Here is a 14,060-nt window from a genome sequence, read left to right as displayed (position 1 = left end):
CTCGCGGCGTTCGCGCCACGGGCCGACGCCGAACCACGGCCGCCCGAGAACGCGACGCGCCGCGTGGCGCTGCTGGATGGCTGCGCCCAATCGGTGCTCGGCGCCGAGATCAACGCCTCGGCCAGGCGCCTGCTCACACGCGCCGGCTACGCCGTCGTCGCCATACCCGGCGTGCAATGCTGCGGCGCGCTCGAACTGCACATGGGACGACGCGAGGCCGCCACCCGGCACATGGAACAGGCGGTCCGCAGCTGGTCGGCCGCGCTGCAGGCCGGGCACATCGACGCCATCATCAGCACCACCTCAGGCTGTGGTTCCGTTATCAAACGCTATGAAGAACTGCTTTGCGACCGTCCCGAACTGTCGGCGCAGGTGCGCCTGGTGGTCGATGCCACCCAGGACATCGCGCAGATCGCCGCCGGCCTGCCGCTAACCGCTAGCGGCTCGGCGCTAGGCCTGGCCGTTTCCTATCACGACTCCTGTTCGCTCAAGCACGGCCTCAAGATCGAACGGCCGCCGCGCCGCGCGCTGGGCAAGCTGGACATGGAGGTGCGCGACATCGCCGAATCGCACCTGTGCTGCGGCTCGGCGGGGACCTACAACATCCTCGAGCCGGCCATCTCCGACCGTCTGGGACAGCGCAAGGCGGCCCACGCTTCGGCCGGTCAGCCAGACGTGATCGCCGCCGGCAACATGGGATGCCTGGTGCAGATCTCGCGCTTCACGCCCGTGCCCGTGGCGCACACGGTCCAGTTGCTGGACTGGGCCACCGGCGGCCCGCCGCCCCGCGGTCTGGAAGGCTTTCGGCCCAAACCGCCGCAGGCGGCGGCCAGCGCTCCAACTCCGGCGGCCACGCCGGTTCCGACAACCGCCGGCAGCGGCGACCTTCTGTGGTGAATGACGAATGCCTTCCAATGACCCTATCGTAGATTTCGCCCATGCGGCGGCGGCCGAGCTTGGCGCGGACGCCATCACCCTGGGCGACGACGTCCTCGGACGCTACGGCGAACATACGCTGCCCTGCGCCGACGTGCGCCCCGGCGCCGTCGCCTATCCCGACTCGACCGAGGCGGTGCAAACGCTGGTGCGCCTGGCCAATCGCTTCCGCGTTCAGCTCTATCCCATCAGCAATGGCCAGAACATCGGCCTGGGCACCCGCTCGCCCATCCGTCCTGGCCAGGTGGTGGTGGACCTGGGCCGGCGCATGAACCGCATCCTGGAAGTCAATGAGACACTGGGCTATTGCGTGCTCGAACCTGGCGTAAGCTTCCGCGCCATGCACGACGAGCTGCAGCGCCGGGAAAGCAAGCTGATGATCTCGCCCACCGCAGGCCCGTCGCAGGGCAGCATCCTCGCCAACGCCCTGGACAAGGGCGGCGGCAGCGGCGCCTACGCCGACCATTTCGGCATGAGCTGCGGCATGGAGGTTGTGCTCGGCAATGGCGACGTGATCCGCACCGGCGACGGCAGCCTGGCCGGCTCCTCGCATCCCAACTGGCACGTTTCCAAATACAGCTTCGGCCCGACGCTGGACGGCCTGTTCTCCCAATCCAACTTCGGCATCGTCACCCGCGTGGGCATGTGGCTCATGCCCCGGCCGCCGCATATCGAACCCTTCTTCTTCACCTTCCCCGACGACGAAGACCTGGGGGAGATCGTCGAACGCATCCGTCCGCTAAAGCTGAGCAATTTCGTGCCGACGCTGATCCGCGCCACCAACGACCTGTATCTGCTGTCCTCGGCGGCCACCAACCCGGAATACGCGGCCAGCGGCGGCAAGCGCGCGCTGTCCGACGAGGGCCGCGCCGCGCTGCGGCGGCAATACAACCTGGGATCCTGGACCGTATCGGGCGCCGTGTACGGCGCCAGCCGTGCCGCCGTGCAGCCCCAGATCGACCGCATCGCCCAGCATTTCCTGGCCTCGGGCAAGGGACGCCAGATTCCCATGGAAGAAGCGGAGGACATCGGCCCCCTGCACATCGCCATCAACTCCAACACCGGCGTGCCGACCGACAGCGAATTGAAGATGCTGGGCTGGCGTCCGGGCGGCGGCGCGATCTGGCTGTCGGCGGGCTCCCCCGTCGCGGGCGACATCGTCAACAGCCTCCAAGCGCAGGCACGCCGCATCTGCCATGACCACGGGCTGGAATACCTGTTGTCGAACGTTTGCGGCGCGCGATTCGCCCGCGCCATCCACGCGATCATCTATAACCGCGAAGACGCCGACGAAACCGCCCGCGCGGACGCCTGCTACCGGACGCTGGCCCAGCTGTTCGCCGAGCGCGGCATCTTCGTAGGCCGGGCGCCGACCATGTACCACGGGTTCCACCAGGCCCAGCGCATGCCGGAGTTCGTGCGCGCCTGCGCATCGATCAAAGCCGCGCTGGACCCGAATGGCGTCATCGCTCCAGGCAAGTACGGCATCGAATGAAGACAGACCCCCGGGGCGGCCAAGCCCCGGGCGCGAGCGCGCAGGCCGCGTCGGCATTGGCGACGACAATGTCTCAGAGCAAGACTCTTTTCTTGGGCGCTCATGCCGCCCTCAGCAGGACGGCATGAGCGCCCCCTACTCTCAAACCACGCGGGGCGGAATGATCCCCCGCTCCATCAGCACCCCAAGCCAGTGCTTGACGCATGCCTCGGTGTCGTAGGCCTGCGTGAAGCCCGCCTGCTTGATCTTCACCGTGCTGACAAAGGCCGGCGGCGGCGGCGCTTTCAGGCCGTAGCCGAACCGGGCGTCGGCGGAGTAGTGTGATTCTCCCAGGATCTGGCCCATGCTCAAGGGCCGCAAGCCATGCCGCTTGACGATCTCGTCCCACAACAGCGCGCGGCTGGGCAGGTATTCGGCCAGGCAGACGGGCTGGTCGGGACCCGGTTCGACGCGCAGGAACTCCGCCAGCGACGGCCACAGATCGCGCCAACTGAAGACTTCGCCGTTGGTCAGGTTGTAGTGTTCGTTCCAGGACTGCGGGTTCTCGGCAGCCCAGACGCCCGCATCGCCGATGAGGCGCACATCCACGGCTTCGCGTGGGTAGGAGACGTGCCCCGGATAGCCGAACGGCTTGCCTTCCGCTCGGCACAGCGCCGCATAGACGCCGATCACCGGCACGGTATTCATCGCCACGCCCACGTTGGGGCCGACCACGATGGTGGGACGGAATATCGTCCAACCGAAGCCGCACTGCGCGGCCCTTTCCCGTATGTAGTCTTCCTGGAACCAGTACGAGTTGGGATGGTCGTCCCGAGGCTGACGCTCGCGCGCCGGAATGCGGATGGGATGCAGGTGCACGCCATAGGCCTTGGTGCCCTGCAGCACCGTGACATGGCGCAGCCCGCCGCTGCGGCTCAGTGGCTCGATCACGTTCCTGATCATGCCCAGGTTGGTGGACATCTGCTCGGCGTCCTGCCAGCCCGCAATGAGGCCAGGCTTTTCATAGACGGCCGCATAGAAGACATGCGTGACTTGCGGCAGGGACTCGAAGGCGCGACGGCAGGCCTCGGCGTCCTGCAGGTCAACCTGCAAATGCGTGAACGGCCGTTGGCTGATGATTTCCGGGCGCCGCCGGGAGACGGCGATGACTTCCCAGCCGGCGTTCAGGAAGGAGTCGACGGCAGCGGAGCCAACCAAGCCGCTGGCGCCGGTGACGATAACGGTGCGCGACATGATTGCCTCAGTCCATGACCAGGTTGATCTGCTTGAACAGCTGCTGGAAGCGCACGTACTCATCCGCCATGCGCTTGCCGAAGTCCTCGCGGCTGTCCGCGGTCGGAACAATGCCCAGGCTGGCAAACTTCTCTTGCGTTTCAGGGTTGTTCACCGCTTTGACGATCTCGTCGTGGAGGCGGTCCAGGATGGCCTGCGGCGTACCGGCGGGCGCCACGATGCCGTACCAGGCGACGCTTTCGGCGCCCGGCAGGCCGGCTTCGGCAACGGTGGGCACGTCCGGCAGCAGCGGCGAGCGTTTGGTGTCGGCCACGGCCAGGGCACGCAGCTGGCCAGACTTCACGAACCCGAGGATGGGCGGAACACCGCTGATGACCATCTGGGTGCGCCCGCCCAGGGTGTCGGTGATCGCATCGCTATTGCCCTTGTAGGGCACGTGCAGGATTTCGGTCTTGGACAGGTGCTGGAACAGCTCGCCTGCGATATGGCCGCTGGTGCCGACACCCGCCGAGGCGTAATTGACCTTGTTCGGATTGGCCTTGATGTAGGCGATCAATTCCTTCAGGTTCGTCACCGGGATCGAAGGGTTGACCAGGATGACGTTCGGGCCCGTGGCCACCAGCGCTACGGGCGCCAGGTCCTTGAGCGGGTCATAGGGCATTCTTTTGCGGGCATTGGGATTGACCGTGATCGGCCCGGCAGACGCGAAGCCGATGGTGTAGCCATCCTTGGCAGACTTGGCGACGAGGTCGGTGCCCAGGTCGCCCCCGGCGCCGGGCTTGTTCTCGACGATCACCGGTTGGCCGAGCTGCTCGCTCAACGGCTTGGCAACCAGGCGCGCGATGATGTCGATGGAACTGCCCGGGCCAAATGTGGCGATCAGGCGGATGGGGCGCGCGGGATAGGAATCGGCGGCCTGAGCGCTCGTGAAGGCGGCCAGGCTCAGGGCCAATCCAGCAATCAATCGGAAGGAAATCATGATGTTGTCTCCGGTGTACGGTGATTCTTTTGCGTGAATGGGATGCGTGGCAGGCGAGTCAATCGCCGTGCGAGTACATCGGCTTGCCGGGATGCGGCAGGCGGGCGCGCAGAATGACGCCCTGCTCCGCCTCGGTGATGTACAAGGTGCGCATGTCCTCGCCGCCAAAGGCGACATTGGTGGTGCGCATGCCTGCGCAGGACCGGATGCGGTAGAGGGGTTCGCCCAAGGGGCTGAACAGCCATACGGTGCCTGCCTGGGCATGGACAATGGCCAGGTTGCCGGCGCTGTCCATGGCCATGCCGTCCGGCCCGGCCGTGCTGCCGGATAGCTGGATGAAACGGCTGGCTTTCTTCATCTGGCCGCCGGGCTCCAGGCGCAGCGCATAGATCGCATTGTCGTGCGTGATCGCCACATAAAGCACATTCTCGGCCTTGTTCATGACCAGGCCGTTGGGTCCGGCCAGGCCGTCCATCAACAGGTCCACGGTCTTGCCGTCGGCGCGCAGGCGGAAAACGCGGCCCGTCGGGTTCTCCAGCGCGCTTTCGCCCTGGTCGGTGAAGTACAGGTCGCCGTTGGATGCGAAGAACAGATCGTTCAGGCCTTTCAGGCCTTCGCGCTGCACATGCTGCAGGTACGGCCGGATGCTGCGGGCTGCGGGGTCCAGCAGCATCAGGCCGTGCAGGTGATCGGCAACGAAGATGCGCCCATCGCGATGAATCTTCAGGCCATTGGGTTCGCCGTCGTAGCTGACGATGACCTCGAAGTTGCCTGCCGGATCCACGCGCAGGATGCGCCCGTGCGCCAGGTCGACGCACCACAGATTGCCGGCGCGATCGAAGGAAGGCCCTTCCAGGAAGGAGTGCATCTTCACGTGGCGCGCCGCCAGCCAGGTCGAGGGCTGTTCGGTCAGGTGCAGGGATTCGGGCAGCCGGGCGTACACCTCGGTGCCCATGGGTTCAGCGGGAGGATACATTGCGGGTCCTTTCAGGATTGCGGTTGGTTGCCCGGAAGCTCGATTCCCAGCATCAGCGAACTGAGCGACTTGCCATGCGGGTCCAGGCGCAGCGAGCGCGTGACGCCGCCGGACAGCACGTTCGGGATGACGAAGTTCAGCGCCCTCAGGCTTTCCACCTCGTAGCGGCGGACCTTCCCTGCTCCCAGATGGGCAAAGGCCTGTTCGACGCGTTCGGCGGTAAGCGCCTGGCGCAACACCCGCCAGCCGTCGTCGTCGTAGGCAATGACGGCGATGCTGGAGGTATTGCCCTTGTCGCCGGCGCGCGCATGCGCGAGGTCGTAAACCAGAATGCTCATGGCCTAGCTCCCAAGGTAATCACTTCCGGGGTGACCCAGCCGCGCGGAATCAGCAAGGCGTCCACGGCGATGACCTCCTTGGCGCCCAGGTTGACCGGGCCGCCTGCGCCATAGGGGCCCTGCATGTTCAGCTGCCGCACGTGGTCGCCGAGGCGGTGGGCGCTTTTCTTGTCGGGGCAGCGCGCGGCGACCCGCAGGCGGACCTCGTAGGGATGGTTCGCCAGGGCTTGCGCATGGTCGCCATGCAGGCTGCTGATGCCGATCAGGTCGACCTGGATTTCGCTGGCCACGCCGCCATCGAGGCGGAACCTTTCCTTCACCGTGTCGGCCGCCAGCCGGGCCCGGGCGATGGCGTTGACGCCTGCGTAGGCGACCTCGCCCGAGCCTATCCAGCCGTCGAAGTAGCCGACCACGACCTTGTAGCTGTCGGTGCGGGGCGCGGCGTGAAACCCGCGCACGGCCACCCGGTCAGCGTTCTGTTCTTCGAAATGCAGGCCTTCCAGGTTCAACACGCAATCGGGCGTGATGTAGGCTGCCGGATCGTGAATTTCGTACAGCGCCTGCTCGGTGCAGGTCATGCGGTCGAGGCGACCGCCCGAGCCTGCCGGCTTGCCTATGTATAGCTCGCCGTCGCCGTAAAGATCGGCATAGGGATAGGCCAGTTCGGCCAATCGTGGAACGTCTTTCTTGCCGGGGTCGGCGAAGTAGCCGCCCGTGATCTGGGCGGAGCATTCCAGCAGGTGGCCCATGATGGTGCCGGCCGCCAGCCTGGGCAGGTCGTCGTAGCCCCAGCCGTGATGATGCAGCGCCACGCCCAGAAACAGCGAGGGATCGGCCACCCGGCCCGTCATCACGACGTGGGCGCCGGTGGCCAGCGCATCGCGCACGACATCGGCGCCCAGATAGGCGTTCGCGGAGGCCAAGCGCGGCAGGATCGATTCCAGCGGCAGGTCGCGATCCATCAGGCGCAGCTCGGGATGCTGGCGCACCCGGTCGGTCACATCGTCGCCGACCACGGCGGCGCATTTCATCTCATGCCACCCCAAGTCGCGGCCGATGTCGAGTGCCGCCTGGGCCGCGCCGACCGGATTGGCCGCGCCCATGTTGGACACCAGCCGCACGCCCTGCTCCCGGCATGCGGGCAGAAAGGCGCGCATGCGCTCCTGCAGCATCGGGTTGTAGCCGTGAGCCCCGTCATGCTTGCGCGACAGCGTTTCGCGCGCGATCGTCCGCTCGGCCAGGCACTCGCACACCAGGTAGTCAATGTCGCAGCCTTCCAGCAATGGCATGGCGGGGCCGATGCGGTCATCGGCCATGCCGGCGCCGACGCCGATGCGCAGCCGCTTGCGCGAGTCATTCATGTCTGTCTCCGTCCGTGTTTACGGTCCGGACCAGTATCGTGCGACTTACCTGATCTGGAAATTGATATATTTATATCTTGGTAATAACTCAAACGCATCACGCAAGCGAATGACCCTGACCATTTCCGAATTGGAGGCCGTGCTGCTGGTGGCCGAGACGCTCAACTTCCGCATGGCCGCGGAACGCGCGCACATCTCCCAGCCCGCGCTCAGCCGGCGGGTGCAGGCCGCGGAACAAAAGCTCGACGCCAGGCTCTTCGACCGCGACAAGCACGGCGTCGCGCTTACCGCCGCCGGCGCGGAACTGGTCCCCATTGCGATGCGCATGCTGTCGGAATTTCGCGATTCGCTCAGCGATCTGTCTGAATTCATTGCGGGCCGTCGCGGCAGCATCAATCTCTGGGCCCTGCCCTCGGTCGCCTCCGCCCTGCTGCCAGCAGCAGCGCGCGCCTTCCAGAAGTCGCATCCGCAGGTGCGACTGAACATCCACGCGGTCTCTGCGCGCCAGATCACGCAGGCCGTGGCGGAAGGCGACGCCGACATCGGCATATCCATCGAAATTCCGGACCAGCCGGCGAGCGTGACCTTCTCGCCGCTGCTGCAGGAGAAATTCGTCCTGATCTGCCCCGTTGACGATCCGCTGGCGCGCAAAACCCGCGTGGACTGGAGTGTTTTCGCCGACCGTCCCTATATCGCAAGCGGTCCGGCCAGCAGCATCCGCCAGGTTACCGACCGGATTCTTGCCGCCTCGGGACGGATGCCGGAGATGAACTACGTGTCCGACAATATTTCGGTGGTGGGCGCGATGGTGGCCGCCGGAGTCGGCATCGCGGCGGTCCCGCAGTTGGCCCTGCGCCTGATGGATGCCACGCGCCTGCACAGCGTGGCGCTGCATTCGCCCGCCGCAACACGGGAAATCGGCATACTGCTCAAGAAGCAGCGCTCCTTGTCGGCGGCAGCGCTGCATTTCCTGGATACCTTGCGGCAGACAGACCCGGCCTAGGATCGCGCAGCTCCAGCGTGGCCGTCAGCACGGCATGGCCTGGCCGCGTGGGCTTTCGACGAGATCACCGCCCGTGCTCTTCAATTCAATTCAGCGGGCGCCTGCCGGATGCCGGGTATCGGCTTTGCTGTTTTTGCCCTTGCTGGTCGTCGTGTCGTGGCCGCCGCTTAGGTTGGAAGTACTTCGGGAGGCGGCGCCATCGCTGTAGCTCGTGTCGTAACCACCGCTCAAGTTGGACGTGCTGCGCGAGCTCCGCCCATCGCTGTAAGTCGTGTCGTAGCCGCCACTCAGGTTGGACGTGCTCCGGGAGGTGGTTCCGTCGCTGTAGCTCGTATCCAAGCCACCGCTCAAGTTGGATGTGCTGCGCGAGGTCCGCCCGTCGCTGTAGCTCGTGTCGTAGCCTCCGCTCAGGTTGGACGTGCTCCGAGAGGAGGTGCCGTCGTCATAGGTGCAATCTTGCCCACCCGACAGATTGGACGTGCATCTTTCCGCCTGGGCGGCCGCGGCCGCGAACACGGAAAGCACGACGAAAGACAACGTGGCTGCGATTTTCAATTTGTTCCCTATGGCGTGGAGGCTGATGTCGTCATCGCCGCGTTGTTGTGCGGCGTGGCAACCACCATAGCGACTATTCCTGCAGGCGGATGCGCGGGTTTTGCGCAAAGCGATTTCAGCCGGTTTCGGGGCGATTCAGCCGGTTTCCTGGCTGAAGGATCAAGTATCCGAAGCCCATGCCCGACATGGCTGGGCCTCTGACTGGAAAGACGCCCACCGCCCATGCGAACCCGGCGACAACGCACAGGCACTACGATAAACGGATGGTCAAACAGGCCTCCGCGACAGCGGGACGTTCTAACGCAGGCTTTTTTATTCTAATGATTGCCCTGCCAACGAACCTGACCGACCCACAATAGCTTGTTTTCATTAGCTATTCTGGCGCGGCAGGAGGGGCTCGAACCCCCGACCCCGGGCTTAGAAGGCCCGTGCTCTATCCAGCTGAGCTACTGCCGCGCGGTGTGGTGATGGCCCGGAAAGGATCCGGGCGGCGCATTTTACCTTGTTGCGGCCGGCTTGGCAGGCCGGCGGCGCCGGCGCCCTATTCTTCGCCTATGTCGGCGTGGGTCGACACCCACAGCACCAGGGCGTCGTCCGGGCTCAGGCTGATCACCCGGTGGCCCATGCGGCTGTCGATATAGAAGCTTTCCCCGGCCTTGAGGCGGGCGGGTTCGTAGAACTCGGTGTAGAGCTCGACCTCGCCTTCCAGGACGTAGACGAATTCCTCGCCGCGATGGCGGCTCCAGTCGTGGAATTCGTCGAAAGAGCGCGCCTTGACCCGGGTGTGGAAGGGCATCATGCGCTTGTGCGACAGCGCGGTGCACAGCAGGCGGTGGTCGTAGTACGGGGTGTCGTACTGGCGCCCTTCGCCCTGGCGGCTCAGGCTGCGGCGGCCGGTGCCCATGTGGGCGTCGGACGCGGTGAAGAGTTCGGCCACGTCCAGCTCCAGGCCGGCCGCGATCTTGATCAGGTTGTCATAGGTGGGGGACAGCAGGCTGTTTTCGATCTTGGACAACGTGGACGCGGACACGCCGGTGGCCGCGGCCGCCTGCTTCAGGGTCCATGCCCGCGCCTGGCGCAAGGCTCGCAGCCGTTGTGCCAATACGCTCTGTTTGTTGCCTTCCATCTATGCACCCTGTCATGCCCGCGACCGTCGCTCCCGCCACCAGTCGCGCGCCTGGTAAGACCAATAAGTTAGTTGCACCGCCGCCGTGCCGAAGCCGCCGCCGTTCCACGCCAGTCCGAAAGGCGCAAACAGCTTGTAGCGCTGGGTGTCGCCCGCGATCCCTTCGGCGACCACCCGGCCGCCGATCGACGCAGTGTTCATGCCGTGGCCGCCGAACGCCGTGCAATACCAGACGTCCGGCGACAGCTGACCGATCTGCGGCATCAGATGCCGCGCGTAGGCCATGCGCCCTGACCACGCCGTCTCCACCCGCAGCCCCTGCAATTGGGGATAGACAGAGAGCAGTTCGCGGCGCAGCGACTCCGCCAGATCGGGCGGGTCGTCGACACGGGTGGTGATTCTACTGCCCCAGCCAATGCGCCCGCCATCGAGCACCCGGTAATAGTTGCCGGCGCGCCGGTCGTCGCCGATCGCGGCGGTGGTGCGGATCACTTCGTGCACCCTGTCGCCCAAGGGCTCGGTCAGCATGATGTAGGTGGCGATGGGCAGCATCGCGCGGCGCAGCGCAGGGACCAGGCTCTCGGTGTAGCCGCCGGTGGCCAGCACCACGGTGCGGGCGTCGATCTGGCCGTGCTCCGTCTTCAGGCGCTTGACCGCGCCGTCCAGGACCGCCTGCGTGACGGGCGAGTCCTCGTGGATGCGCACGCCCAGGCGCGCGCATTCGCGGGCCAGCGCGCGGGCGTAGTTCAGCGGATGGAAGTGGAAGGATGTTGGGTCCTCCACGCCCTGGAAATAAACATCGGACAGCAGGCGCTCGCGGACCTGGCCGCGGCTCAAGAGGCGCACGTCGCGGCCGAAGTCGCGCTGCTGGCTGTCGCACCACTGCCGCAGGGCGTCGGTCGCCTCATAGCGCACCACGCGGAGCCGGCCGTCGACCTTGCAGGCGTCGACGATGTCCAGGCCGCGGATGTTGTTGCGGATGATCTCCACGCCTTCCATGGACAGCCGGTAGAGCTTGCGGTAATGGTCTTCGTCGACGTGCTTCCTGATGGCGTCGGCCCCGGCGGAGAATGCCGGCGACACCGAGCCGCCGTTGCGTCCCGACGCCCCCCAGGCGATGCGCCGCCCTTCCAGCAAGGTGACGTCGCGGCCGCGGCGCGCCAGTTCCAGCGCGGTGGACAGGCCGGCCAGTCCGGCTCCGACCACGCAGACGTCGGTGCTGGAGCTGCCGGACAGGGGCGCATAGCGGGTGTCGCTGTCGGCCAGCGTGCGCTTGTAATAGGTGTCGATGTACTCGGAAGCCATGGTGGTCGGCATCAGTTCAGGCCTGCGCCTTGCAAGCCGCCCGTCAGGCGCTTCTCCAGCCAGTTGGCCAGGCGCAGCAGCGGGTAGCAGTAGATGAAGTAGATGGCGGCGATCATGCTGTAGATGAACAGCGACTTGGCCGGGAAGGTGATGATGAAGACCTCGCCCTGCCGCGTCAGTTCGGTGATGCCCACCACGGACAGGATGGCCGTGCTCTTGATCAGCATGACGTAGACGCCGCTCATGGGCTGGACGATCAGGCGCATGGCCTGCGGCAGGATGACTAGCCGCAGGATCTGGAACGGCCTCAGGCCCAGCGTCATCGCGCCTTCGGTCTGGCCGCGCGGCACCGCCTGGATCGCGCCCATGACGATCTCGGCGACGTAGCAGGAGGTGTAGACCGACAGCGACACGAAGGCGGCGGTGCCGGAATCCCAATGCAGCATTTCGATGCCGGAACTGGGCAGCACGAAATAAAAGATATAGAGCTGCACCAAGAACGGCGTGCCGCGCAGGATGTGGATGTACAGGCCCAGCAGCTGATGCACGCCGCGGATGCGGTAGCTGCGGATCACGCCGATCACGAAACCCAGCAGGGATCCAGCGATGATGGCCACGAAGGAGATCTTCAAGGTCTCCCAGAAGCCCTTCAGCAGGAAGGGCAGCACGACGCCGGCGGTGGAAAGATAGGAATCCAGCATGCTTACCTCGCGTTCCAGGCGGGACCCGCCAGCCAGAGACTCACGCCGCGCGACAGCAGCAGCATGCAGGCGTAGATCAGCAGATAGCCGGCCGCGATGGTCAGGAAGCTCTCGTTGGGCACGATGCGGTCGCTGTTCATCTGCACGCCAGCGGCAACCAGTTCGAACACCGTGATCAGCGACAGCAGCGATGTGTCCTTGATCAGCACGGCGGTCTGGCCCAGCAGGGGCGGCAGCGTATTGGCGAAAGCCTGCGGCAGCACGACATAGCGCAGGCGCTGGCCGTAGTTCATGCCGCAAGCCTTGGCGCCTTCGATCTGGCCGCGCGGCACGGATTCGATGCCCACGCGGATGATCTCGCTCATGTAGGCGGCATGGTGCAGCGTCATCGCCATGATGCCCAATAGCATCTCGCTCCAGCCCTTGGCGCCGGGCACCAGCATGGGCACGGCGTAATAGACCAGGTAGATCTGCACCAGCAAGGGAGTGGAACGGATGAATTGCACATAGGCCGCCACCGGCCGCCAGACGAGGGCGCGGGGCGACATATGGGCAAGCGCCAGCGGGACGCCGGCCAGCACCGACAGCACCAGGCTTGCGCCCGCCGCGATCAGGGTGTTGGCCAGGCCGGTGGCGAATTGGCCCGTGTACTGGCTGACGATGCGCCAGTTATAGAAATCGAGCAGCCAGTCCATGGGCTCAGTGGTCTTTCTTCCAGTCGGTGGAGTACCAGTACTTCACCTGTTGCGGCAGCGTGTTGTCGGCCGTCTTCAGCGTCTGCCAGTTGTCCAGCCAGAACTTCAGGCGGAAGGCGTTGGGACCGACGGCGAAGGCCAGGGGCTCGCGCACCATGATGCCGTCCAGCACGCGCAGGTTGCCGAAGTCGACCAGGAACTGGTTGGCGGTGGACAGCGACATGATGCCGGCGTCCAGCCGGCCGCTGGACAGGGCCTGCCCGACCGGCGCGCTGCCGCCCGAGAATTCCTTCATGGTGGCCTTGGGCAGCATCTTCTTGCCCACTTCCGCATAGGTGCTGGCGCCCAGCACGCCCACGGTCACGCCGTCCTTGTTGAGTTCCTCGTACGACTTGTAGGGCGAATCCTTGGGCACCACGGCCACGGTGTCCGCATAGAACATCGGGGTGGAGAACAGCACCTGGGCCGCGCGCTGCGGCGTGGGCGTCATGTCGGCAGCCACCATGTCGGCCTTGCCGGACAGCAGTGCCGGGATCAGGCCCTTCCACTCGTAATCCTGCAACACCAGCTTCACGCCCAGGTCGTCGGCCATGCGCTGGGCCACTTCCACGGCCAGGCCGGTGCGCTTGCCGGTCTTGTCCATGAAGCTCATCAGCGGCCCGGAGGTCTGCACCGCGACGCGCAGCTCGCCGCGCTTGAGGATGTCGCCCAGTTCGTCGGCCTGCGCAGGCAAGGCGACGGTGGCGGCCGCCAGGGCGACGCCGGCCAGGCCCAGCCATTGTTTGATTTTCAGCATTTCCTACCCCTTGTGGTGAATGGATTCACGTCATTCCGGGCAAAGCACAGTGCGCCGGCAGCGCCCGGATCAGCCGGACCGGCCCTGGTTACCGCCGGGCGCCGCGCAGATGCGGACAGCCCGTTGCTTGCTTGCTGCTTGGACTACAGAATCTTCTCCAGGAAGGCGCGGGTGCGCGCTTCCCTGGGGTGGCAGAACACCTCGTCCGGCGTGCCCATTTCCACGATGCGGCCGGCGTCCATGAAGAGCGCGCGGTCGCCGACGTCGCGGGCGAAGCCCATCTCATGGGTCACCACCGCCATGGTCATGCCGTCGCGCGCCAGCGCGCGCATCAGTTCAAGAATGCCTCCCACGGTTTCGGGGTCGAGCGCCGAGGTGGCCTCGTCGAACAGCATCAGCTTGGGGTCCATGGCCAGCGCGCGCGCGATCGCCACGCGCTGCTGCTGGCCGCCGGAGAGCTGGCTGGGATAGCGCGCGCCGTAGTCGCCCATGCCGACGCGGCCCAGCAGTTCGCGGGCGTAGCGTTCGGCGTCGGCGCGGCCGCGGCCCCGCACCACGCGC

At 65.9% G+C, this 14,060-nt stretch carries 15 protein-coding genes, 1 tRNA gene and 1 pseudogene; 4 read left to right on the top strand and 13 right to left on the bottom strand.

Annotated features, from left to right (window positions below):
• Both WBB14_RS20415 and WBB14_RS20410 read left to right on the top strand, forming a co-directional pair.
• Positions 1-897, top strand: an 897-nt coding sequence (locus WBB14_RS20415) for a heterodisulfide reductase-related iron-sulfur binding cluster (protein ID WP_424241452.1), incomplete at its 5' end; no start/stop codon positions are given.
• A 7-nt stretch (positions 898-904) separates the two neighbouring features.
• Positions 905-2,431: an FAD-binding oxidoreductase gene (locus tag WBB14_RS20410; protein ID WP_424241451.1), complete on the top strand. Its 1,527-nt coding sequence runs from the start codon at positions 905-907 to the stop codon at positions 2,429-2,431.
• A 141-nt stretch (positions 2,432-2,572) separates the two neighbouring features.
• Here WBB14_RS20410 and WBB14_RS20405 read toward each other — a convergent pair whose 3' ends face one another.
• Genes WBB14_RS20405 through WBB14_RS20385 form a run of 5 tightly spaced genes read right to left on the bottom strand, consistent with a single transcriptional unit; the run spans position 2,573 to position 7,318 of the window.
• A complete protein-coding gene (locus WBB14_RS20405) occupies positions 2,573-3,664 on the bottom strand; it encodes an SDR family oxidoreductase (RefSeq protein WP_424241450.1) in 1,092 nt (363 codons plus the stop codon).
• 7 nt (positions 3,665-3,671) lie between these two features.
• Positions 3,672-4,643: a Bug family tripartite tricarboxylate transporter substrate binding protein gene (locus tag WBB14_RS20400; RefSeq protein WP_424241449.1), complete on the bottom strand. Its 972-nt coding sequence runs from the start codon at positions 4,641-4,643 to the stop codon at positions 3,672-3,674.
• A 58-nt stretch (positions 4,644-4,701) separates the two neighbouring features.
• Entirely contained in the window at positions 4,702-5,619 is a 918-nt protein-coding gene (locus WBB14_RS20395; RefSeq protein WP_424241448.1) for an SMP-30/gluconolactonase/LRE family protein, read from the bottom strand.
• An 11-nt stretch (positions 5,620-5,630) separates the two neighbouring features.
• Positions 5,631-5,957 (bottom strand): AtuA-related protein, encoded by a 327-nt coding sequence (locus WBB14_RS20390; RefSeq protein ID WP_424241447.1) that lies wholly within the window; start codon positions 5,955-5,957, stop codon positions 5,631-5,633.
• Entirely contained in the window at positions 5,954-7,318 is a 1,365-nt protein-coding gene (locus WBB14_RS20385) for an acyclic terpene utilization AtuA family protein (RefSeq protein WP_424241446.1), read from the bottom strand. Before WBB14_RS20385 ends, WBB14_RS20390 begins: the two co-directional genes overlap by 4 nt.
• Positions 7,319-7,427: 109 nt before the next feature.
• On the opposite strand from WBB14_RS20385, the gene WBB14_RS20380 reads away from it, so the two are divergent.
• Complete coding sequence (locus WBB14_RS20380) at positions 7,428-8,321, top strand: LysR family transcriptional regulator (RefSeq protein ID WP_424241445.1); 894 nt, start codon at positions 7,428-7,430, stop codon at positions 8,319-8,321.
• Between the two features lie 90 nt (positions 8,322-8,411).
• Here the strand turns inward: WBB14_RS20380 and WBB14_RS20375 are convergent, their stop codons facing one another.
• Both WBB14_RS20375 and WBB14_RS20370 read right to left on the bottom strand, forming a co-directional pair.
• Entirely contained in the window at positions 8,412-8,984 is a 573-nt protein-coding gene (locus tag WBB14_RS20375) for a hypothetical protein (protein WP_424241444.1), read from the bottom strand.
• 271 nt (positions 8,985-9,255) lie between these two features.
• A tRNA-Arg gene (locus tag WBB14_RS20370) sits at positions 9,256-9,332 on the bottom strand.
• Between the two features lie 27 nt (positions 9,333-9,359).
• Here WBB14_RS20370 and WBB14_RS20365 point away from each other — a divergent pair.
• A pseudogene (locus WBB14_RS20365) lies at positions 9,360-9,413 on the top strand (hypothetical protein); the annotation flags it as partial.
• A gap of 4 nt (positions 9,414-9,417) precedes the next feature.
• Here WBB14_RS20365 and WBB14_RS20360 read toward each other — a convergent pair.
• The 6 genes from WBB14_RS20360 to WBB14_RS20335 all read right to left on the bottom strand — a co-directional run.
• The gene (locus tag WBB14_RS20360) at positions 9,418-10,002 is read right to left on the bottom strand and encodes a helix-turn-helix domain-containing protein (protein WP_424241443.1); all 585 of its coding nucleotides are present in this window, start codon (positions 10,000-10,002) and stop codon (positions 9,418-9,420) included.
• A 12-nt stretch (positions 10,003-10,014) separates the two neighbouring features.
• Positions 10,015-11,307: an NAD(P)/FAD-dependent oxidoreductase gene (locus WBB14_RS20355; protein ID WP_424241453.1), complete on the bottom strand. Its 1,293-nt coding sequence runs from the start codon at positions 11,305-11,307 to the stop codon at positions 10,015-10,017.
• Positions 11,308-11,318: 11 nt separating this feature from the next.
• Positions 11,319-12,008, bottom strand: coding sequence for an amino acid ABC transporter permease (locus tag WBB14_RS20350; RefSeq protein WP_424241442.1), 690 nt, complete (start codon positions 12,006-12,008; stop codon positions 11,319-11,321).
• Between the two features lie 2 nt (positions 12,009-12,010).
• On the bottom strand, positions 12,011-12,703 hold the full coding sequence (locus WBB14_RS20345; RefSeq protein WP_332012609.1) for an amino acid ABC transporter permease: 693 nt from the start codon (positions 12,701-12,703) through the stop codon (positions 12,011-12,013).
• Between the two features lie 4 nt (positions 12,704-12,707).
• Positions 12,708-13,499: an ABC transporter substrate-binding protein gene (locus tag WBB14_RS20340; protein ID WP_424241441.1), complete on the bottom strand. Its 792-nt coding sequence runs from the start codon at positions 13,497-13,499 to the stop codon at positions 12,708-12,710.
• Between the two features lie 143 nt (positions 13,500-13,642).
• The coding region (locus WBB14_RS20335; protein WP_424241440.1) for an amino acid ABC transporter ATP-binding protein at positions 13,643-14,060 on the bottom strand (418 nt) is incomplete at its 5' end.

Source organism: Achromobacter sp. (assembly GCF_049647645.1).
Taxonomy (GTDB): domain Bacteria; phylum Pseudomonadota; class Gammaproteobacteria; order Burkholderiales; family Burkholderiaceae_B; genus Achromobacter.
Note: the sequence above shows the minus strand (reverse complement) of the source record. Positions and strands in the feature narration are given on the sequence as shown.

Excerpts from the sequence above, each read along its gene's own strand:
- WBB14_RS20345 (WP_332012609.1), bottom strand. The coding sequence starts at position 12,703 with ATGGACTGGCTGCTCGATTTCTATAACTGGCGCATCGTCAGCCAGTAC.
- WBB14_RS20355 (WP_424241453.1), bottom strand. The coding sequence starts at position 11,307 with ATGGCTTCCGAGTACATCGACACCTATTACAAGCGCACGCTGGCCGAC.
- WBB14_RS20380 (WP_424241445.1), top strand. The coding sequence starts at position 7,428 with ATGACCCTGACCATTTCCGAATTGGAGGCCGTGCTGCTGGTGGCCGAG.
- WBB14_RS20405 (WP_424241450.1), bottom strand. The coding sequence starts at position 3,664 with ATGTCGCGCACCGTTATCGTCACCGGCGCCAGCGGCTTGGTTGGCTCC.
- WBB14_RS20390 (WP_424241447.1), bottom strand. The coding sequence starts at position 5,957 with ATGAGCATTCTGGTTTACGACCTCGCGCATGCGCGCGCCGGCGACAAG.
- WBB14_RS20410 (WP_424241451.1), top strand. The coding sequence starts at position 905 with ATGCCTTCCAATGACCCTATCGTAGATTTCGCCCATGCGGCGGCGGCC.
- WBB14_RS20385 (WP_424241446.1), bottom strand. The coding sequence starts at position 7,318 with ATGAATGACTCGCGCAAGCGGCTGCGCATCGGCGTCGGCGCCGGCATG.
- WBB14_RS20340 (WP_424241441.1), bottom strand. The coding sequence starts at position 13,499 with ATGCTGAAAATCAAACAATGGCTGGGCCTGGCCGGCGTCGCCCTGGCG.
- WBB14_RS20360 (WP_424241443.1), bottom strand. The coding sequence starts at position 10,002 with ATGGAAGGCAACAAACAGAGCGTATTGGCACAACGGCTGCGAGCCTTG.
- WBB14_RS20395 (WP_424241448.1), bottom strand. The coding sequence starts at position 5,619 with ATGTATCCTCCCGCTGAACCCATGGGCACCGAGGTGTACGCCCGGCTG.
- WBB14_RS20400 (WP_424241449.1), bottom strand. The coding sequence starts at position 4,643 with ATGATTTCCTTCCGATTGATTGCTGGATTGGCCCTGAGCCTGGCCGCC.
- WBB14_RS20350 (WP_424241442.1), bottom strand. The coding sequence starts at position 12,008 with ATGCTGGATTCCTATCTTTCCACCGCCGGCGTCGTGCTGCCCTTCCTG.